Raw genomic sequence first — 20,469 nt, 5'->3', positions numbered from 1 at the left:
GAAGCTTGCGCTTCATTCAAAAATGGTAAAACTTTTTTTGCCTCATCGTTCAGTTTTCAAAGTTCGTCTGCCGCTCTTAGCGACTCATTTATAATAGCACCTGTAATTATATCCGTCAACTATAAAAAGAAAGTTTTTAAAAAAGAATAAATAAAGACGATTCCATTTCATTTTGTTGAATGGAATCGCTAGTTTCTTCTTATTGAAATGCAACAATGCTCACATCGGTTAATCGCGATAAATCATATTCTTTCTCCCCTGTCGCTTCAAGCACAATCGGTTGTTCGACACGATTCGTATAGGCATATATCGTTCCTCGTACTCCACTGCTCAATAAAACAGGGCGACCGATTTCATAAAATCCAAGTAATGTCGCAAGAAGCGACAAAGCTTCTCCATCATAGGCTTTGTTCTGCCACATATAGAAATATGCTTCCTCTGGAGAGAGCGGCTTTCGGAACGTTCGGGGTGCTGTTAACTGACAGAAGCGATCGGCGACAATAAATAGAGGAGAGGCTGGATTCAACTCGCGTTCCGTCAGACGTTTTGGAAACCCGGATCCATCCAATCGCTCATGATGCTCGGTAATCAATTGATACACTCTTCCTCGTAACGTTTGAGTACTCGGGAGCATCGATGCCGAAACGAGTGGGTGTTGATACAATAGCTCCCGTTCCATTTTTGTGAAATAACGCATATGAGACCATTTCCGAATTTTAGCGTAGCTCGCATCTGCAAAATAAGAAGCAATCCCGTAATCAAATTGGAGTTGATGTTCGTCCCCTCGATATTTCGATAAGGCACGGGCGACGAGCGCTCGATAGACGGAATGGTAAATGACATGATTTTTCCGCAACGGCTGATGCGTAAAGAAATGAACGATCGCTGTAAGCGGAACTTCCTGACGAAATAGTTGATGAATGAATTCTAGACCTTCATATGGGTTAGGTGCGATCCGTTCTTCCCACTGATTATAATGCTTCTCATATTGAAGGACCTGATTACAGAGGCGCTGTTCTTCTTTAGACGTGAAGAGCTTCTGTTCAACAGGTGCGACATCGATATCTTCGATTTTTAAGAAACGGAGCAAACGTAAATGTTCATTGGTTAAGTGGATTCCGGCTTCTAAAGAAGAAACGGGTGACAATAGCGTCATCCCAACATGTACAGTGGATAAGTTCAAACGCACGCGAATCCCTCCTAATATATGAAAAGATCGAACGGAAACACCGTTCGACCTCTCGTCTTACTCATTCACATCAGACGATTCATCGGTTTCAGGTGCTTCATCCTCAAACCCATTCTCCAAATCGACTGCTGATTCCTCTTCTAATTCATCTTTTTTCAACTTTGCGATAGTCGCTAAACGATCGCCCTCTTCGATGTTCATCACTTTCACACCGCGAGTACTTCGACCCATTTGAGAGATCGTTTGTGAATCAATCCGAATCGCAACACCGAGTTCGGTCATCAGCATGATGTCATCGTCTTCATCAACGACACGCATCCCGACGACTGTTCCACGATCTGTCTTAATTCCGATGATACCGGAACCGCCACGACCTTGTGTGCGGAACTGTTCCATGGCCGTACGTTTTCCGTATCCTTTTTCAGTGATAATCAAGACGTCTTGCGTGGTGCGAACGATTTCCATCGAGACGACCAAATCGTCTTCCTTCTTCAATCGAATCGCGCGAACGCCTCGTGCCGTACGTCCCATCGAACGAACTTCTCCTTCGAGTGGGAAGCGAATCGACATACCTTGGCGTGTGACGATCAACATTTCATCGTCGCTCTTCGCTAAACGGACCGTAACGAGTTCATCTGTCTCATTCAAACTGATGGCACGTAGACCGTTTTTGTTGATTCGGGCGTATGCCGAAAGTGGCGAACGCTTAATCAATCCTTCTTTCGTGATGAAGACGAGAGACAACTGCTCGTCTGCTACTTCTTCAGACTCATCCTGTGTCTCTTCCGCTACCGTTTGGTTAGCCAAGTAACTATTGAAATCGACAGGAATCATCGTTTCGACTTTTTCACCTTTGTCGATTTGCAGCAAGTTAATGATCGGCATCCCTTTCGCGGTACGGCTCATCTCAGGAATTTCGTATCCTTTGAGACGGAAGACGCGTCCGAAGTTGGTGAAGAACAGGATGGTATCGTGTGTCGACGCGGAGAGCAGACGAAGCACAAAGTCTTCATCGTTCGTTCCCATACCTTGTTTCCCACGTCCACCACGGCGCTGTGTCCGATATGAATCCGATGGGATCGACTTGATATATCCTTCGCTCGTGAGCGTAATCATCATGTCGCGAACTGGGATCAAATCTTCGTCCTCGAGTTCAACGATATCCGTACGAATCACCGTACGACGAGCATCACCATATCGCTCTTTGATTTCGATTAACTCGTTACGAATGATATCGAGTAGCAATTCTTCGTCTCCGAGAATCGCACGAAGTTCTTCGATTAGCGCTTTCACTTCACGATATTCGCCTTCAATCTTCTCACGTTCCAAACCAGTCAAGCGTTGGAGACGCATATCTAAGATTGCTTGCGTCTGTTCAGTCGAAAGTCCAAAGCGGGCAATCAACTTTTCACGAGCCTCGTCACCTGTGCGTGTGCTACGGATGATGGCGATGACTTCATCCAAGTGATCCAAGGCAACACGAAGACCTTCTAAAATGTGGGCACGTGCTTCCGCTTTGTCTAAATCGAATTGCGTCCGACGACGCACGACCTCTTTTTGGTGTTCGATGTAGTAATAGATTGCTTGTTTGATGTTCAACGTTTTTGGACGACCGCCTACAAGCGCGAGCATGTTAACACCGAACGTCGTTTGCATCGGTGTTTGCTTGTACAAGTTATTCAAGATGACACTCGCATTCGCGTCGCGGCGAACTTCAATCACGATGCGCATCCCGTTACGGTCTGATTCATCGCGTAAGTCCGTGATTCCCTCGATTTTCTTGTCGCGAACCAAATCGGCAATCTTTTCAACGAGACGCGCTTTGTTGACTTGGTAAGGAATCTCGTGCACGAGGATCCGTTCACGGCCATTTTTCAAGACCTCGATTTCAGCTTTCGCACGCATCGTAATCGATCCACGTCCAGTTTCGTATGCACGACGAATCCCACTACGTCCCAAAATCTCTCCCGCAGTCGGGAAATCAGGACCTGGGATATGTTGCATCAATTCTGCAATCGTGATGTCCGGGTTGTGAGAAAGCGCCAGTACACCGTCGATGACCTCGTTCAAGTTATGAGGCGGAACGTTCGTCGCCATACCAACGGCAATCCCGCTCGTCCCGTTCACAAGGAAGTTCGGGAAACGTGCCGGAAGTACGACTGGTTCTTTTTCTTCACCATCGAAGTTTGGTTGATAATCAATCGTGTTTTTTCCGATGTCTCGTACGAGTTCCATCGCAATTTTAGACATACGTGCCTCGGTATAACGCATCGCAGCGGCCGAGTCGCCATCGACTGAACCGAAGTTCCCGTGACCGTCGACTAATTCGTAGCGATAACTGAAGTCCTGAGCCATGCGGACCATCGTCTCATAAACGGCTGAGTCACCGTGTGGGTGGTACTTACCGATGACGTCCCCGACGACACGCGCCGACTTCTTATGTGGCTTGTCCGCGCGAATACCTAGTTCGTTCATCGCATATAAAATACGACGGTGAACCGGCTTTAATCCATCTCGCACGTCCGGAAGGGCACGTGATACGATGACGCTCATCGCGTAGTCCATGAACGACGTTCGCATCTCCTGGCTAATATTTATATCCTTGATATTTTCTTGTTCTGCCATTCGTTATTGCCTACCCTTCTTATTAAATATCGAGGTTCTTCACGTAATGGGCGTGAGATTGAATAAAGTCACGGCGTGGTTCGACGTTGTCACCCATGAGCGTTTCGAAGATTTCATCCGCTTCGATTGCATCTTGCAGGTCGACACGAAGCATCGAACGTGTTTCCGGGTTCATCGTCGTATTCCATAACTGTTCAGGATCCATCTCTCCGAGACCCTTGTAACGTTGAACGCTATAACGTGCATTTTCAGGAAGTTGTGCAATCGCTGCCTGCAACTCACGGTCGTTTTGAACGTAGATGGTTTCTTTACCGTGCTTCACACCATAGAGTGGTGGTTGCGCGATATAAACATATCCACTTTCAACGAGTGGGCGCATGTAACGATAGAAGAACGTCAACAATAACGTCCGAATGTGCGCACCATCGACATCGGCATCGGTCATGATGATGAGTTTATGATAGCGCGCTTTCGATAAGTCAAACTCATCGGCAATCCCTGTTCCGAGAGCCGTGATGATGGTCCGGACTTCTTGGTTGGCCAAAATCTTATCAAGACGTGCTTTCTCAACGTTGATGATTTTCCCTCGAATCGGAAGGATGGCTTGGAAGTGACGATCACGTCCAGATTTCGCAGAACCTCCCGCTGAGTCACCCTCAACGATGTATAGTTCAGATTTCGATGCATCTTTTGACGAACAGTCTGCCAATTTCCCTGGCAATGAACTGACTTCGAGAATCCCTTTCCGACGTGTCATCTCGCGTGCACGTTTCGCAGCAAGACGCGCACGTGCCGCCATCAAGCCTTTGTCGACAATGAGGCGACCGACCGACGGGTTCTCGAGTAGGAATTGTTCGAACGTGTCGCTGAACAATGTATCCGTTGCCGTACGCGCATCGGCATTCCCGAGTTTTGTCTTCGTCTGCCCTTCAAACTGAGGAGAAGGGTGCTTGACCGAAACAATCGCCGTCAATCCTTCACGGACATCATCCCCTGAGAGGCTACCATCGGCTTCCTTCATCAATCCGAATCGCTTCGCATAATCATTAATGGCACGGGTGAGCGCCGTCTTAAATCCAGTCTCGTGCGTCCCACCTTCATGCGTCGGAATGTTGTTCGTGAATGAATAAATGTTACTTGCGAAACCTTCGTTGTATTGAAGCGCGATCTCGACTTCGATTCCGTCTTTCGTCCCGTGTACGTACACAGGCTCCTCATGAATCGACGCTTTTGAGCGGTTCAAGTGCTCGACATAAGACTTGATTCCGCCCTCATAGTGATAGTTCCGCTCAATCGTCTCGTCACTACGATCATCTTTAGCCACGATTCGTAACCCTTTGTTCAAGAAGGCGAGCTCACGTAAGCGTGTCGCTAACAGATCAAAGTCATATTCGAGTGTTTCTTGGAAGATGTCCCCGTCTGGGAAGAAGCGGACCGTCGTCCCTGTCGTGTCGGTCGTCCCGACGATTTCGAGTTCACCCTGTGGAACACCACGTTTGAACGATTGGTAATATACGTTTCCATCGCGACGAACGAACACTTCAAGTTTCGTCGATAAGGCGTTAACAACCGACGCCCCGACACCGTGAAGACCACCTGATACTTTGTATCCGCCACCGCCGAACTTACCACCTGCGTGCAACACCGTGAAAATAACTTCAACGGCAGGTCGCCCCGTTTTCTTTTGAACATCGACCGGAATCCCACGTCCGTTGTCTTCAACAACGATTGAGTTCCCAGGCTCGACCGTCACTGTGATCGTGTCACAATAACCAGCGAGCGCCTCATCGATTGAGTTATCGACAATCTCCCATACCAAATGGTGGAGACCGCGAGAGCTTGTGGAACCGATATACATCCCTGGACGTTTACGGACAGCCTCTAAGCCTTCAAGGACTTGAATCTGATCGGCGCCGTACGCTTGCAATTCTTTTTCATTTTCATTACTCATCGGTTATTTTCACCTACTATACATGATTTGGTGTTCCTTCTTGCCACGATTACACGGACTCCGTTTCAACCTCACCTTGTTTCACGTGAAACACTTTAGCTTGTTGAATGGTCTCATGTGCAATCCCGTCAATGTTTGTTGTAGTCAAAATCGTTTGTACTTTCCGTCCCATCGTATCGAGGAGATGGGTTTGGCGATGATCGTCAAGCTCAGATAACACATCGTCTAATAACAACAGAGGATATTCGCCTACTTCTTCATGAATCAATTCAATCTCAGCTAGCTTCAATGACAAGGCCGCCGTTCGTTGCTGACCTTGTGAACCGAACGTTTGAACGTTTCGATTGTTGACATACAATTCAAAATCGTCACGATGCGGACCAAATAAGGTCACACCTCTTCGTCGTTCGTTCTCTCTTATTTTATCAAACTTTTGACGATACGTTTCAAACATCTGTTCTTTTGAGAAGCGTTCTTTTTGGAACGTGTCGGAAACGTATTGAATCGTCAGTGTTTCGAGTTCTCTTGTGATTCCGGAATGGATGGGATTGGCCCATTTTTCGAGCTGGTCGATGAAGTGATAGCGTCTCATCACAATTTTTACGGCAAGTTCAATCAATTGATCCGTCAAGACTTCAAGTAACGTTTCGTCGCCACCTTTTGTGGATAACTGCTTCAACAAGGCGTTCCGTTGTTTCAACGTCTTCAAGTATTGATTGAGCTCGTGTAAGTACACCGGACTGACCTGACCGATTTCCATATCTAAAAATCGCCGTCTCCCTTGCGGACTGCCTTTCACGATGGCTAAGTCTTCTGGGGCGAACAAGACGACGTTAAATGCGCCGACATAGTCACTGAGACGACGTTGTTCCAAATGATTGAGCTTTGCTTTCTTGCCTTTAGGAGAAAAAGAGAGACTCTGCACCGATTCGCCCGTCCGTTTATGAATCCGTCCTTCGATACTCGCAGCATCGGCTTCCCAACCGATTAACTCACGGTCTTGTGTCGTCCGATGCGATTTTGCGAGCGCAAGTACGTAAATCGATTCGAGAAGATTCGTTTTTCCTTGGGCGTTCTCACCAATCAGAACATTCGTCTGTTCTGAAAAATCTAGCTCGAGGGTTTCGTAGTTGCGATAGTTTTGCAATCGGATCGACTTTAAATGCACGTCAGTTTCCCTCGATTTGATATTCCCCGAAGCCTTCGACTTCGATTGTATCTCCATCTCTTAATTTACGACCGCGGCGCTGGTCCTGCTCACCGTTCACTTTAATCATGACATCCTCTAAAAAGAACTTTGCTTGTCCCCCACTTGAGATGATATCTGCTAATTTTAAAAATTGTCCGAGCGTTACATACTCGGTTGTAATCGACACTTTTTCCATGTCGTCACTTCCTTTCTCACATGCTGATCTGAAAAAATCGCCATACATATTAGTTTATCGAAAATCGTCGAATAAGGCAAAAAGAGGGATGACAAGGCAAGACACCTCATCATCCCTATCCGCAGCTTACGATGTGCGGACTGGCAAAATCAGTTGAAGAACACTATCTTGTTCAACCGGTCGTAAAATGAACGGTCGCATCGAACCCGTGAACTGGATTTCGATTTCAGATGCATCGAGTGCGCGGAGCGCGTCCATCACGAATTTCGAGTTGAAGGAAATTTTTAGTTCTTCTCCTTCAAGCGACAGGATGCTGACACGTTCCGACACTTTTCCGACTTCCGGCGAGTGTGAAGAGACTTCAACTGCCGTTGTATCTTCCGCCACAAATTTAATGACGTTGTTGCGATCGGCACGTGCTAAGAGCGATGCACGGTCAATGGCCTGTAAGAACTCTTTCGCATTCATCCGAACGGCTGTGCGATATTCTTCCGGAATGAGACGTGACGTATCTGGATAGGCACCGTCTAACAAACGAGAGAAGAATGAGATGTTTTTCATACGGAATAAAATTTGTTGGTCCGTTAAGACGATTTCAATCGGCAACTCTTCACGGTCGAGTAATTTTGCCAATTCGTTGAGTGAGCGACCAGGAACGACGACATTTTGGAACGTCAAATCGTTATCTGTCTCAAATCGCGCACGACGAAGCGCCAGACGGTGGCTATCGGTTGCGACACATGTAAGGAAGCCCTTCTCTGCTGAGAAGTTAACCCCTGTCAATACGGGACGTGTCTCCTGTGAAGAAACAGCGAAGCTCGTCTGACGGATGATGGTCTTCAATAGATCAGCCGGCAAATAGAAGCGACGATCACTCGCAAGTTCAGGTAGGCGTGGATATTCATCCGGGTCGAGACCGTTTAAATGGAACTCTGCCTGACCAGACTCAATGCGCGTCATGAAGTTCGGTGAAACTTCGAGTGTGACCTCGTTCGTCGGTAACTTCTTCACAATTTCTCCTAAGAAGCGTGCGTTCAACACGACGCTTCCAGCACGTTGAATTTGAATGAGTTCAATTCCACCCTCTTCGATTGGAATCAAGCGTTCAATCGAAATCTCGGTATCACTTCCTGTCAGTGTTAAGCCATCCGCATGTGCCTCAAGTTTCAAGCCTGTCAAAATTGGAATGGTCGTTCGTGAAGCCACAGCTTTTGATACGTCTTGTACGGCTTGCATGAATACATCTCGTTGAATCGTTAAATGCATGTGGATAATTCCTCCTAAGGTGAAATGAGTCCATTTCCTAATAATATAATAGTATTAATTAAGTCATAATAGTAATAAGGGCTGTGGATACTGGGGATAAGTCCCCTAATCCATACGTGTTAAGCCATTTCGCCTGTGAATAACTTGTGGATAACTAAGGTGGTTTATCCACAGGATATCCACAGAGAATTCTTCATTAGTTAGAAAGTGCCTTCTTCAACGTTTGAATCGTCTCTTGCATTTCCACATCGTTCTTTAGAAGGGTGCTAATTTTTTCATGTGCATGAATCACAGTCGTGTGATCACGCCCTCCGAACTCTTCCCCGATTTTTGGTAAAGAGCTCTCCGTCATCTCCCGCGAGAGATACATTGCGATTTGACGTGGGAATGCCAACGTCTTGGTTCGCTTTTTCGAGTTCAATTCTTCTACTTGAATGTTGAAGTGTTGACCGACAACTTCTTGAATATCGCGAATGACAATTTTCTTCGCTTCCTGGACAGGCATGATATTATGAAGCGCTTCGGCTGCCACGTCCGGGTCGATTGGTCGTCCGACAAGTTTTGCATAAGCGACGACTCGTGTCAGTGCCCCTTCTAGTTCCCGAATGTTCGTATCGATTTGATTCGCGATATACAGCATGACTTCATTCGAGATATCAAGCCCTTCCGCGGTCGCTTTTTTGCGAAGAATCGCAATTCGCGTCTCAAGGTCCGGTGGTGTGATGTCTGTGATTAGGCCCCATTCAAAGCGTGAACGAAGTCGATCCTCTAGCGTCGGGATTTCTTTTGGTGGTCGATCACTTGAAATCACGATTTGTTTCTGATCGTTGTGCAATGCATTGAATGTGTGGAAAAACTCTTCTTGGGTTTGTTCTTTCCCTGCTAAAAACTGAATATCATCAATCAATAGTACATCAATGTTTCGATAACGGTTCCGAAACTCACCGGTCTTATTATCCCGAATCGAATTGATAAATTCATTTGTGAACTTCTCAGAAGAGACATAGGCAATGCGAGCCCCCGGTTTTTGACCTTTTACATAATGACCAATCGCATGCATCAAATGTGTTTTACCAAGTCCAACGCCTCCGTAAATGAAGAGCGGGTTATAGGCGCGTGCAGGTGCTTCAGCGACAGCAAGTGATGCGGCGTGGGCAAAACGGTTCCCCGATCCGATGACAAACGTCTCGAAAATGTATTTGTCATTCAGTTGACCAAGATCCCCTTCCTCTTTTGAAGGTAATAGCACGGGCTGTTCTTTTGTTTCTGTCACGGCGATGGACTCATTTGACGATCCATCCGCTGGAGCATACTTGTGTGCTTGAGATTCCTCGATGAAATGAATTTCAAGCTTGTTGTTTGTGATCTCTTCAACTGTATCTTGTAACAGAGAGAGATACTGTCGCTCTAACCACGTGACGATAAAACTGGCGGGTGCCGACACAACGAGCGTCGTTCCCATCAATGATATCCCCTCGGTTGATTTCAACCACATGTCAAAACTGGCTTTTGGAGTTCGTTCTTCTTCCTCGATTACCGATAAGACATTTCTCCAAATCTCGCGAGCATTCTTCAATGAAAGACCTCCTTTACTCACATGTTGGGTAAAACTTATTCACACGATATACACATACACTATTCTATAGTAGAAACTAGGGTTATCCCCAGAGAACAAAAACTGTGGATAAAGTTATCCACATGGTGTTCATTATGGGGATAACACTTATCCACAGCCTGTGTATATCTTGGAATCACGAATTGTTCATCCACAAGTTTGTGCACATTCAGTTTAGCAAAATAAAATAGACGTGGCAATGCTTTTTGGTATTTATCCACAGATAAAGAAAAGTATCCACACCCACTTATCCACATGCTGTGTGTTTTGTGGATAACCTGTGGATATATTGTGGATAAAGCACTAATGATAGAATATGAGATGAAAAAGTTATACACAAAAGAGGAAGGAGTGAAATGAAAGATTGTTTTTGTAAAAGAAGAAAATGAAAAAATAAAGAATAAGAATATGAAAAAAGAGGAGTTATTCACATATAAATGTGGATAACTTCGAGATTTTGTGGATAAAATGGCTCAACGTGGCTATTTATAAAGACCGTTTATAAAATACGTAAAGGTTGTGTATACATTCATCCCCCTACTCGTCCTTCGGATAAGGATCGAATCCATGTGGATGAATGCTTTCTGAGTGCCTCATTCTACGAATTCGAAAACCATCCGAAAATACATTGACAATTGTTGAATCGATTTATATAATCTTAAAGACTGCCTTAAATGAAACTATAACTTGCTAATAGAGCGTTAATCTTGAGGAGGTGCTGTAACCATGAAACCAACTTTCAACCCTAACAACCGTAAGCGTAAGAAAGTTCACGGATTCCGTGCACGCATGGCGACTAAAAACGGTCGCAACATTCTTGCTGCTCGTCGTCGTAAAGGCCGTAAAGCCTTGACTGTATAATTCTGAATGAAGATTGCCCGGGGATCCTTTCCTCGGGCAATTTTTTAGTTTGTCACAGAAACGTAGTATTTCATGGATTCTCCCTCGTTCAAATGATGTGGATATGATATGATGTTAGTTGACGATTTTTGAAGCGAAGGATGGAGTGAGAATTTTGAAAAAAGAATACCGCCTGCAAAAGAATGAAGAGTTCCAAGCGGTGTTTCGCGAAGGACGCTCCGTGGCCAATCGTCAGTTTGTCGTCTACACGCTCAAAGCGGATCAAACGCATTTCAGAGTGGGTCTTTCCGTCAGTAAGAAACTTGGAAATGCTGTGGAACGGAACCGGATGAAACGATTGATGCGTGAGTCGCTTCGCTTGCTCGAACCAAACGTTGCACCGAATGATTATGTCATCATCGCTCGAAAACCTGCGACCGCATTGACGCAGTCGGAAGTGACCGAGAGTTTGAAACACGTATTCAAACGGGCCAAGGTTTGGCAAAAGCAGGGCCGGTGACCATGACAATCTGAATTTGTTCTCTCATATAATTAGAGTCTGATAAGATTGCCCGATCGACGTGTGCGTTAAAAAGAATTGATAAAGAAAGCGTAGGAGGAACTATGAGCAAAAAGCTAAAATTAGGATTACTCGCTGCCATGACCGCGGTCATCATGCTGATGGCAGGCTGTGTGGATCCGTCTACCATCCAAGCCGAACCAGTAACGGCTGACACAGAAGGTTTCTGGGCGAAGTACTTTGTATGGCCGCTCGCATGGCTTTTGAAGGAAGTTGCTTACTTGGTCGGTGGCCCGTGGCAATACGGGATTTCAATCATCATCGCGACGATTATCGTCCGGTTATTGATTCTCCCACTCATGATCAAGCAGACGAAGAGTATGGGTGCGATGCAAGTGTTGCAACCAGAAATGCTGAAGCTTCGTGAAAAGTACAGCTCAAAAGACCAGGAAACACAACGTAAACTCCAAGAAGAGATGATGAAGCTTTATCAGGAATACCAAATCAACCCGCTCGCGGGATGTTTGCCGATCTTGATTCAAATGCCGATTCTCTTCGCATTCTATGATGCGATTCGCCGTACACCTGAGATTTTCGAAGCGAACTTCTTATGGTTCGACCTCGGTGCTCCGGATCCAACGTTCGTCTTGCCGATCTTAGCGGCAATCTTGACGTTCGCACAACAAAAAATCTCAATGGCGGGTCAAGAACAGAACCCGCAGTTGAAGATGATGCTTTATATCTTCCCGGTCATGATCTTCGTCATGTCGATCAACCTCCCAGCTGCCCTTTCGTTATACTGGGTAGTCGGTTATATCATCTCGATCATCGTCACGATGGCAATCATGCTCCCGATGCGTGAGAAGATGAAGGTTGCGGCTGAAGCGAAAATCGCTGCGAAAGAAGCAGAGCGTGCAGCGCTTGCTGAAGAAGAAAAGAAAAACAAAAAGAAAAAGCGTAAATAATCGCTAAGCTGAGTGTCTTCTGACGCTCAGCTTTTTTTTGTGGGATTGCAAGCCAGTCAGAGGGGAATAGAGATAGAAACGAGTAAACGGAGGTGTGGGAAAATGGAGGCATTCATTCAGCGTTTGGAACGTTCGACGTTATGGCAAGCGATCATTTATTTTGTACTTGGTGTTCTCATTCTGTTATATCCTCGATTTTTCTTTGATGTCATGGTGTATGTCATTGCCGGTTATTTAGCGATCATGGGGATTTGGATGATCTTTCAAGGGTTGCGTCGACGTCAGGGAGGGTTGCCACCCACTTTCTTTATGGGTCTCATCTATTTGATTTTGGCAGCGGTCGTCTTTTTCTTCGCAGAGACGCTAGCTAGTCTTCTCCCGATTTTGATCGGAGCCTTGTTCTTATTCGGTGGAATTATCCGCCTGATTCAGGCACTCGGTTACCGTCAATCGATGTCGGGACGATGGCTTTGGTTTTTGATTGGAAGTCTATTGTGGATAGGTGTCGGGATTCTCATGTTGACGAATCCGTTCAGTAGTCTACTTGTCTTGTTCCAACTGTTCGGCGGCATTCTCATCGCCATCGCGATACTGGAACTGTTCCTCTATTTCACGATTCGTTCGACGAAACGCCAAGCAAGATACTAAAAAACAAGCCGCCCTATATGCCAGGACGGCTTGTTTCTCGTTGAATCAACTGTTCCATGAACGGTCCGAACACGTTGTAGCCAGGTAGTGATGTGAAAAAAGTTTGCTCTACCTGAAGTCGCTCCAGATAGATGTGGGCGGCTTTTTCGTGTGAGGCGGGGGTCAAATGGTCATAAAATGAGCGGAGGTCGATTTCTTGTCGCTGCGTCACATCTTTTAAACCAAGGGAAGCCCGGTCCGGTGTGTGGTGAGCGGCTAACACATATGCGAAATGGACCATTCCTTGCCGGAGCATCTCCGTTGCCCACATCGCGTTGCCTCGATTGCGTGATTTTGTATATTGGAAAAAGAACCACACGGTATCGAACGCATGGTCACTGATTGCCGCTTCGTCTAATTGCAAGGAAGTGGCGTGTCTAGCAAGTCGCTGTTGTGGGTCGTAGAGCACATGAATCGAGTCTTGATGATTCAACGTCTCTTGCGTGACCGTGAACAGGTCGAGGTGAAGAAAATCATCAAAGACGGCGATGAGTTGTGGAGCGACGATGTGAATCTCGTCTTTTAACAGAATCGGACGATAGGCGGTTACATGCTCGAGGCGTCTAGATAGAAAAGAGACCTTTTCATCGGGGTGTACCATGACATAGAGGTCGATATCTGAATGTTCATCGGCTTCTCCCCGACCGAATGAACCCTTCATAAAAATCGCTTGAACCGCTTCATCGTGCTGTAATCGTTCGGTGATGATTCGGATTGCGTCTTGCTGTTTCATCTTTAGATCATCTCTCTCCTATGTAAATATATTCCTTTATTGTACGAAAACGATGAGGCGAATGGCAATGACTTTATCAATGGTCCAACTCTTTCGTTCAAGTCGAATATCGTGTATAGTAGGTTCGTTATGCATATGATAGAAGAAGATGTTTAGGTTTGGAGGGAGAAAGATGCTAGAGTTTGACACGATTACAGCGATTTCGACGCCGATGGGTGAAGGTGCCATCGGGATCGTCCGACTATCGGGCGATTTGGCGGTCGAAACGGTGAACAATGTGTTTTCTGGGAAAGACTTAACAACAGTCGATTCACATACGATTCATTATGGAACGTTAAAATATCCTAATACGGGCGAAATCGTCGATGAAGTCATGGTCAGTATTATGCGCGCGCCGAAGACGTTTACGCGAGAAGATGTCGTCGAAATCAATTGTCACGGAGGCGTCGTAGCGGTCAATCGTGTCCTTGAGCTCATTCTCGATCAACCCGACATCCGCCTAGCAGAACCGGGCGAGTTCACGAAGCGCGCCTTTTTAAATGGTCGGATCGATTTATCTCAGGCGGAAGCGGTCATGGATTTGATTCGCGCGAAGACGGACCGAGCAATGAACGTTGCGATGGCGCAAATGGAAGGACGTTTGTCACGCCTCGTTCGCGAGTTACGTCAACAATTGCTCGAGACGATTGCGGCGGTCGAGGTCAACATCGACTATCCAGAATATGACGCAGAAGAGATGACCCAGGCCATTGTCGAAGAGAAAGCGGGCGAGGTCAAACGTGTCCTCGAACAGTTACTCGAGACAGCGCGACAAGGGAAAATCTTACGTGAAGGCTTGGCCACGGCAATCATCGGTCGACCGAACGTCGGAAAATCTTCTTTGATGAACACGCTCGTTCAAGAGACAAAAGCGATTGTCACCGAAATTGCCGGTACGACACGTGACACAATTGAGGAATACGTCAACGTGAAAGGTGTTCCGCTCAAATTGATCGATACGGCAGGGATTCGCGAAACGGAAGATATCGTGGAACGAATCGGTGTGGAAAAGTCGAGAAAAGCGTTAGAAGCGGCAGATTTGGTCCTTCTCGTCTTGAACGGACATGAGGGATTGACTGTCGAGGATGAGGCGTTATTTGAGGCAGTTAAAGGAATGAATGCCATCATCATCATCAACAAGACAGACTTGCCACAAAACATGGATTCTTCTAAGCTAGAGAAACTAGCGGCAGGACGTCCAATTGTGGCGACATCGCTCTTGCTAGATGAAGGAATCGATGCCCTTGAAGCGGCCATCGCAAATCTATTCTTCGCAAAAGGTGTCGAGTCACAGGATATGACGTATATCTCAAACGCTCGACACATTCAGTTAATCAAACGAACGATTGGTCAAATTGATGAGGCGCTCGGTAGTGCCGTCATGAATATGCCGATCGACATGGTTCAAATCGATTTACGTCGTGCGTGGGATACGCTCGGTGAAATCAATGGAGATACCGTACAGGAGAGCTTGATTGATCAGCTCTTTTCACAGTTTTGTCTTGGGAAATAATAAGGAGGAACGAATATGGCTTATACGGCAGGCGAATTTGATGTCATCGTCATCGGGGCCGGACACGCAGGGATTGAATCAGCACTCGCATCGGCTCGAATGGGCGCGAAAACAGCGATGCTCACCATGAACCCTGATATGGTCGGATTCATGTATTGCAACCCATCAATCGGTGGGCCGGCGAAAGGGATCGTCGTACGTGAAATCGATGCGCTCGGTGGCGAGATGGGGCGTGCGATTGACGCGACATACATCCAAATGAAGATGCTCAACACATCGAAAGGGCCGGCGGTACGTGCGCTACGTGCACAGGCGGACAAATTCCAATACCAAAATCATATGAAGAAAGTGCTAGAAGATGAGCCGAATCTGCTGCTTCGTCAGGCGCTAGTCGAGCGCTTGTTGATTGAGGACGGAGAAGTACGTGGCGTGGTAACGAACACAGGTTCAGAATATCGCGCGAAAGCGGTCATCGTCACAACGGGAACGTTCATGCGTGGTCAAATCATCATCGGGGAATTGGCTTACGAGAGTGGTCCGAACAACCAAATGCCATCGGTCGAGCTATCGAAGCATCTTGAAGAGCTCGGTCTCGACTTAGTTCGATTCAAAACGGGAACACCGCCACGAATCGACGGCAAGACGATTGATTATTCGAAGACGGAGATTCAGCCAGGGGACGAGAATCCATCATTCTTCTCGTACACCTCGACGGACTTGGATCCGATCGAACAAATCCCGTGCTGGCTCACGTACACGAGCGAACGTACACACCAATTGATTGATGAGAACTTGCATCGCTCACCGATGTATTCGGGTGCGATTAAAGGAACAGGGCCCCGTTATTGCCCATCAATCGAAGATAAGGTCGTTCGCTTTAATGATAAACCGCGTCACCAAATCTTCTTAGAGCCAGAAGGTCGCGATACGGAAGAAATCTATGTCCAAGGCTTTTCGACGAGTATGCCAGAAGACGTGCAACATCAGATGCTTCGCACGATCCCGGGTCTTGAAAATTCAGAGATGATGCGTCCCGGTTATGCGATTGAATACGATGCGGTCGTACCGACACAGCTTTGGCCAACTCTCGAAACAAAAGCTGTCCCAGGTCTTTTCACAGCGGGACAAATCAACGGGACGAGCGGGTACGAAGAAGCGGCTGGACAGGGCATCATGGCGGGAATCAACGCCGCATGCAAAGTGCTCGGAAAAGATCCGGTCATCTTGGACCGTTCGCAAGCGTACATCGGCGTCTTAATCGATGACCTCGTGACGAAAGGTACGAACGAACCGTATCGCCTTCTCACATCACGTGCCGAATACCGTCTTTTGTTGCGTCATGACAATGCGGACTTGCGACTCAGCGACATCGGGTATGAGATCGGCTTACTTTCAGAAGATCGTCACACTCACCTCAACGAGAAGCGTGTAGCGATTGAAAAAGAAGTGAAGCGACTTGCGTCACTTGTCGTCAAACCGACACCTGAAGTCAATGCGATGCTCGAATCGGTCGGTGCGCACCCGCTTAAAGAAGCGACGCATGCCAACATCTTGTTGAAACGTCCGGAAGTATCTTATGAAGCACTCATGACGGTCGTTCCGTCAACGGAAGAATTGTCGTATGAAGTGAAAGAGCAAGTCGAGATTCAAGTGAAGTATGAAGGTTATATTTCCAAACAGCTTGAACAAGTCGAGAAGATGCGTCGCATGGAAGAAAAACGAATCCCGGAAAACTTGGATTACGATGCGATCGGTGGTCTCGCGACAGAAGCGAAACAAAAACTAAAACAAGTTCGTCCTCTTTCGATCGGTCAAGCGTCTCGTATCTCAGGCGTAAACCCAGCAGACGTGTCAATCTTGCTCGTCTATATCGAACAAGGACAATACGCAACGGTGGAGTGAAACGATGAACGAATCTCAATTTATTGAAGCGTTACGAGCTGAAGGGTTTGAGCTGAGTGAGACACAACTCAGTCAGTTCAAGCGTTACTTCGAAATGCTCGTCGAATGGAACGAGAAAATGAACTTAACGGCCATCACGGACCGAGAAGAAGTATATTTGAAGCATTTCTATGATTCGCTCAGCGCAGCGTTTCATTTCGATTTCACGAAAGTCGAAACCGTATGTGATGTCGGGGCAGGAGCCGGATTCCCAAGTCTTCCGCTCAAAATTTTATTCCCACACTTACACGTCACGATCATCGATTCGTTAAACAAACGCATCACCTTTTTGAACGAGTTGGCCCTTGCCCTCGGACTCGAAGGTGTCGCGTTCCATCATGGTCGTGCCGAAGAGTTCGGAAAAAATAAAAAGTTCCGCGAACAGTTTGACGTCGTCACAGCACGTGCGGTTGCCCGCATGACCGTGTTGGCAGAATACTGTTTGCCACTCGCGAAAGTAGGCGGAAGCTTCGTTGCGCTTAAAGCGGCCAAGGTTTCTGACGAGATGGCAGACGCCAAAAACGCTTTAGCCGTTCTAGGTGGGAAAGAAAAAGCGACACACCAGTTCCTATTGCCAGGAGAGATGAGTGAGCGTAATATCGTAGTTGTAGATAAACTACGAAAAACGCCCGGGAAATATCCGCGTAAAGCGGGGACACCGGCGAAAGAGCCACTTATCTGATGATGTCGTTTCACGTGAAACAAAAGCAGATTCCAGTGGTGGAGTCTGCTTATTTTTTTACATAAAGGGGTGCCCGACGTTGAAGAATAGATTTGCGAAATTGTTCGGTGTGAATCGAAAAGACGAAGTTGCCGTGACGCAGATTGCGGAAGTTCGAGCGGATGACACGGTACAAGAACTCTCGTTATCACGGTTGCGTCCAAACCGTTATCAACCGCGTAAAGTGTTCGAACCGGCAAAAATTGAAGAGTTGGCAACGACGATTTCGGAACATGGACTCCTTCAACCAATCGTGGTTCGAAAGGCAGATGGGGACTGCTATGAAATCATTGCCGGGGAGCGTCGTTTCCGTGCGGTGAAATCGCTTGGTTGGTCAGCGATTCCGGCAATCGTTCGCGATATGGACGATGATACGACGGCTGCACTCGCCTTGATTGAAAACTTGCAGCGTGAGCAGTTAAGCCCGATTGAAGAGGCGGAAGCATATGATCGTTTACTCGCCTTGAACGGTTTGACGCAAGATGCGCTCGCGAAGAGTCTAGGCAAGAGTCAATCCACGATCGCCAATAAGTTGCGTTTGTTAAAATTGCCGGAGGATGTGAAGCAGTCGCTTCGCGATCGTCGGATCAACGAGCGACATGCGCGTGCGTTGTTGCCGTTGAAGGAAGAAGGATTGCAACTTCAAGTGCTCGCAGAAGTGTTAGAACAGGATTTTAACGTCAAGGAGACAGAAGAACGCGTCGCCTTTTTAACAACACCGATCGAAGAAGAGAAGCGAAAGCCGAAAAAACAACGTCGTCGGACGAAAAGTTTTGCGCGTGACACGCGAATCGCCATCAACACGATTCGTGACTCAATCGATTTGATTGGGAAAACAGGGATTGACGTCCAAACTGAAGAAGTAGACGAAGAGGAATTTGTTGAAATTCGAATTCGCATCCCGAAAGCGCGGCCTCAAAAATGAGTCCGTGCTTTTTTATACAATGAAGGAGGTTTGTAGATGGAACGATTAGCATTAAAATTCATTCGCCCAAACCCGAATCAGCCCCGGAAACAATTTGAGGTGGAAAAATTAGAAGAGTTGCGTCAATCCATTGAGCGATATGGCGTCCTACAACCAATCGTCGTTCGAAAAGCGACAGGATACTATGAAATCATTGCCGGGGAACGACGGTTTCAGGCGGCGAAGCTCGCTGGGAAAGAAGACATTCCTGCCCTCGTCGTCACGGCGGACTCCGATCGCGTCATGGAGTTGGCGCTGATTGAAAACATTCAGCGGGCAGACTTGAATGCCATCGAAGAGGCTGTCGCCTATGAACAGTTGATGCAGACGCTAGGTCTGACGCAACAACAGTTGGCCGATCGCGTCGGGAAGAGCCGCAGTCATGTGACGAACAGTCTTCGCCTCCTTCGATTGCCGAGTGCCGTCCAGCATGCGGTCATGGTCGGAGATTTGACGATGGGACATGCACGTGCCATCACGGGTATGAAATCGGAACAAGCGATGGAACAGATTGCGAAACGGGTCATTGCCGAGCATTGGACGGTCCGTCGCCTCGAGCGTTACTTACAAAAAGAGCGCACAGAAAAAAAGACGCTGAAGCGATCGAACGCCGATATCGAAGCGGTCGAAGCGGTGCTTGCGGAGCGTCTTCAGATGGATGTGTCGATTCGTCCGCGCCGAAAAGGCGGCGTCCTCGAGTTGAAGTATTTTTCACAAGACGACTTGGAACAATTGTTGACGTTATTATCGCCTCAAGACTTTGATTCATCTCGTGACTGACGAAGACGCGTGATGGCCGCCTCTTCGTGATGCAGGCGCCCGATCCGTGTATCAAAATCGGCGAATCCGTCTGTGATGAAACGTGCGAGTTCATATACAAGATGGAGACGGGTATTCTGTAGAATCATCATCTCCATGAATCCACTTACGTTCACGACGGCTTTAATATTGTAAGCGCCGACTGCCGGAAGTTCTTTTTGGACACCGGCCCCTGGAGCGAGCGGACCTTCCGAAAAGAAGACATAACCGACACTTGATAAACGTCCGAGACAGGCGTCGATAGCGATAATGAGCGGTTGATGGAAGCGCGTTTGAATCTCATGTAACGTTTCCACCAAATTGAGTGCGTGTACAGGCTTCGTTAATGTGCCATATACATGTAAATTTCGGATATGACGTTCTTCTAAAAACGTTCCGACGAGCGGACCGAGTGAATCACCGGTCGAACGGTCCGAACCGATGCAAACAAGGACGATGGGGCGATGGATTTCATTGACCAACTGTTCATGAAGCTGGTCCGCAAGCAATCTGGATCCACTCCGCTCAGTGTGTTCAATGAAGAAAGAGTATGGTTTATGAGGTTTTAAGCGAAACGGCATGAATCTCATCCTCTCTTCTAAGCTGCCTATTCCTAGTTGCAGTTGGGGGATTGATCTCGTATTAACCCATTCCCAAAAGTGGAAAACTTCTAACTTCCGAATGCAGTGTTTGAGAAAAGTCGTGAAATATGTTTTG

18 protein-coding genes are annotated in these 20,469 nt (G+C 47.0%); 9 read left to right on the top strand and 9 right to left on the bottom strand.

The window, feature by feature from the left end:
- Positions 1-199: 199 nt before the first annotated feature.
- The 7 genes from ACFO4U_RS12445 to dnaA form a co-directional block, all read right to left on the bottom strand.
- The gene (locus tag ACFO4U_RS12445; protein WP_196431642.1) at positions 200-1,189 is read right to left on the bottom strand and encodes an HD-GYP domain-containing protein; all 990 of its coding nucleotides are present in this window, start codon (positions 1,187-1,189) and stop codon (positions 200-202) included.
- 57 nt (positions 1,190-1,246) lie between these two features.
- Positions 1,247-3,814 (bottom strand): DNA gyrase subunit A, encoded by a 2,568-nt coding sequence (gene gyrA / locus ACFO4U_RS12440; RefSeq protein WP_015880210.1) that lies wholly within the window; start codon positions 3,812-3,814, stop codon positions 1,247-1,249.
- A 22-nt stretch (positions 3,815-3,836) separates the two neighbouring features.
- Positions 3,837-5,765: a DNA topoisomerase (ATP-hydrolyzing) subunit B gene (gyrB, locus tag ACFO4U_RS12435; RefSeq protein ID WP_074035264.1), complete on the bottom strand. Its 1,929-nt coding sequence runs from the start codon at positions 5,763-5,765 to the stop codon at positions 3,837-3,839.
- Positions 5,766-5,814: 49 nt separating this feature from the next.
- Positions 5,815-6,933 carry a DNA replication/repair protein RecF gene (gene recF, locus ACFO4U_RS12430; protein WP_159563190.1) on the bottom strand — a complete coding sequence of 373 codons (1,119 nt, stop codon included), beginning with the start codon at positions 6,931-6,933 and terminating at the stop codon, positions 5,815-5,817.
- A gap of 1 nt (position 6,934) precedes the next feature.
- A complete protein-coding gene (yaaA, locus tag ACFO4U_RS12425) occupies positions 6,935-7,150 on the bottom strand; it encodes a S4 domain-containing protein YaaA (RefSeq protein WP_015880213.1) in 216 nt (71 codons plus the stop codon).
- A 126-nt stretch (positions 7,151-7,276) separates the two neighbouring features.
- Positions 7,277-8,416 (bottom strand): DNA polymerase III subunit beta, encoded by a 1,140-nt coding sequence (gene dnaN / locus ACFO4U_RS12420; RefSeq protein ID WP_026824743.1) that lies wholly within the window; start codon positions 8,414-8,416, stop codon positions 7,277-7,279.
- 196 nt (positions 8,417-8,612) lie between these two features.
- Complete coding sequence (gene dnaA, locus ACFO4U_RS12415; RefSeq protein ID WP_015880215.1) at positions 8,613-9,992, bottom strand: chromosomal replication initiator protein DnaA; 1,380 nt, start codon at positions 9,990-9,992, stop codon at positions 8,613-8,615.
- 765 nt (positions 9,993-10,757) lie between these two features.
- Here dnaA and rpmH point away from each other — a divergent pair.
- The 4 genes from rpmH to ACFO4U_RS12395 all read left to right on the top strand — a co-directional run bounded on the left by rpmH (position 10,758) and on the right by ACFO4U_RS12395 (position 13,004).
- Positions 10,758-10,892, top strand: coding sequence for a 50S ribosomal protein L34 (rpmH, locus tag ACFO4U_RS12410; RefSeq protein WP_015880216.1), 135 nt, complete (start codon positions 10,758-10,760; stop codon positions 10,890-10,892).
- 154 nt (positions 10,893-11,046) lie between these two features.
- A complete protein-coding gene (gene rnpA, locus ACFO4U_RS12405; RefSeq protein ID WP_015880217.1) occupies positions 11,047-11,391 on the top strand; it encodes a ribonuclease P protein component in 345 nt (114 codons plus the stop codon).
- A 104-nt stretch (positions 11,392-11,495) separates the two neighbouring features.
- Complete coding sequence (gene yidC / locus ACFO4U_RS12400; protein WP_015880218.1) at positions 11,496-12,356, top strand: membrane protein insertase YidC; 861 nt, start codon at positions 11,496-11,498, stop codon at positions 12,354-12,356.
- 102 nt (positions 12,357-12,458) lie between these two features.
- Positions 12,459-13,004, top strand: coding sequence for an HdeD family acid-resistance protein (locus ACFO4U_RS12395; protein ID WP_215244197.1), 546 nt, complete (start codon positions 12,459-12,461; stop codon positions 13,002-13,004).
- Between the two features lie 13 nt (positions 13,005-13,017).
- Here the strand turns inward: ACFO4U_RS12395 and ACFO4U_RS12390 are convergent, their stop codons facing one another.
- Positions 13,018-13,776, bottom strand: coding sequence for a nucleotidyltransferase domain-containing protein (locus ACFO4U_RS12390; RefSeq protein WP_214691423.1), 759 nt, complete (start codon positions 13,774-13,776; stop codon positions 13,018-13,020).
- Between the two features lie 172 nt (positions 13,777-13,948).
- Here ACFO4U_RS12390 and mnmE point away from each other — a divergent pair, with 172 nt between their 5' ends.
- The 5 genes from mnmE to ACFO4U_RS12365 all read left to right on the top strand — a co-directional run bounded on the left by mnmE (position 13,949) and on the right by ACFO4U_RS12365 (position 19,734).
- Positions 13,949-15,328 (top strand): tRNA uridine-5-carboxymethylaminomethyl(34) synthesis GTPase MnmE, encoded by a 1,380-nt coding sequence (gene mnmE / locus ACFO4U_RS12385; RefSeq protein ID WP_031424082.1) that lies wholly within the window; start codon positions 13,949-13,951, stop codon positions 15,326-15,328.
- A 15-nt stretch (positions 15,329-15,343) separates the two neighbouring features.
- Entirely contained in the window at positions 15,344-17,230 is a 1,887-nt protein-coding gene (mnmG, locus tag ACFO4U_RS12380; protein ID WP_074035252.1) for a tRNA uridine-5-carboxymethylaminomethyl(34) synthesis enzyme MnmG, read from the top strand.
- Positions 17,231-17,234: 4 nt separating this feature from the next.
- Positions 17,235-17,951, top strand: a complete 717-nt coding sequence (gene rsmG / locus ACFO4U_RS12375; protein WP_015880223.1) for a 16S rRNA (guanine(527)-N(7))-methyltransferase RsmG — start codon at positions 17,235-17,237, stop codon at positions 17,949-17,951.
- Positions 17,952-18,030: 79 nt separating this feature from the next.
- Positions 18,031-18,915, top strand: coding sequence for a nucleoid occlusion protein (gene noc / locus ACFO4U_RS12370; protein WP_015880224.1), 885 nt, complete (start codon positions 18,031-18,033; stop codon positions 18,913-18,915).
- Positions 18,916-18,951: 36 nt separating this feature from the next.
- A complete protein-coding gene (locus ACFO4U_RS12365; protein ID WP_031424085.1) occupies positions 18,952-19,734 on the top strand; it encodes a ParB/RepB/Spo0J family partition protein in 783 nt (260 codons plus the stop codon).
- Here the strand turns inward: ACFO4U_RS12365 and yyaC are convergent.
- Entirely contained in the window at positions 19,707-20,333 is a 627-nt protein-coding gene (yyaC, locus tag ACFO4U_RS12360) for a spore protease YyaC (RefSeq protein WP_078145959.1), read from the bottom strand. The genes ACFO4U_RS12365 and yyaC overlap by 28 nt on opposite strands.
- Positions 20,334-20,469 lie beyond the last annotated feature (136 nt).

The sequence above is a fragment of the Exiguobacterium profundum genome (genome assembly GCF_042652865.1).
Taxonomy (GTDB): domain Bacteria; phylum Bacillota; class Bacilli; order Exiguobacteriales; family Exiguobacteriaceae; genus Exiguobacterium; species Exiguobacterium profundum.
This window is presented reverse-complemented; position numbering and strand designations above follow the sequence as displayed.

Coding starts and splice junctions, on each gene's coding strand:
- dnaN (WP_026824743.1), bottom strand. CDS start 8,416: ATGCATTTAACGATTCAACGAGATGTATTCATGCAAGCCGTACAAGAC.
- rsmG (WP_015880223.1), top strand. CDS start 17,235: ATGAACGAATCTCAATTTATTGAAGCGTTACGAGCTGAAGGGTTTGAG.
- ACFO4U_RS12395 (WP_215244197.1), top strand. CDS start 12,459: ATGGAGGCATTCATTCAGCGTTTGGAACGTTCGACGTTATGGCAAGCG.
- ACFO4U_RS12365 (WP_031424085.1), top strand. CDS start 18,952: ATGGAACGATTAGCATTAAAATTCATTCGCCCAAACCCGAATCAGCCC.
- yyaC (WP_078145959.1), bottom strand. CDS start 20,333: ATGCCGTTTCGCTTAAAACCTCATAAACCATACTCTTTCTTCATTGAA.
- mnmE (WP_031424082.1), top strand. CDS start 13,949: ATGCTAGAGTTTGACACGATTACAGCGATTTCGACGCCGATGGGTGAA.
- mnmG (WP_074035252.1), top strand. CDS start 15,344: ATGGCTTATACGGCAGGCGAATTTGATGTCATCGTCATCGGGGCCGGA.
- gyrB (WP_074035264.1), bottom strand. CDS start 5,765: ATGAGTAATGAAAATGAAAAAGAATTGCAAGCGTACGGCGCCGATCAG.
- ACFO4U_RS12390 (WP_214691423.1), bottom strand. CDS start 13,776: ATGAAACAGCAAGACGCAATCCGAATCATCACCGAACGATTACAGCAC.
- yidC (WP_015880218.1), top strand. CDS start 11,496: ATGAGCAAAAAGCTAAAATTAGGATTACTCGCTGCCATGACCGCGGTC.
- gyrA (WP_015880210.1), bottom strand. CDS start 3,814: ATGGCAGAACAAGAAAATATCAAGGATATAAATATTAGCCAGGAGATG.
- rpmH (WP_015880216.1), top strand. CDS start 10,758: ATGAAACCAACTTTCAACCCTAACAACCGTAAGCGTAAGAAAGTTCAC.
- yaaA (WP_015880213.1), bottom strand. CDS start 7,150: ATGGAAAAAGTGTCGATTACAACCGAGTATGTAACGCTCGGACAATTT.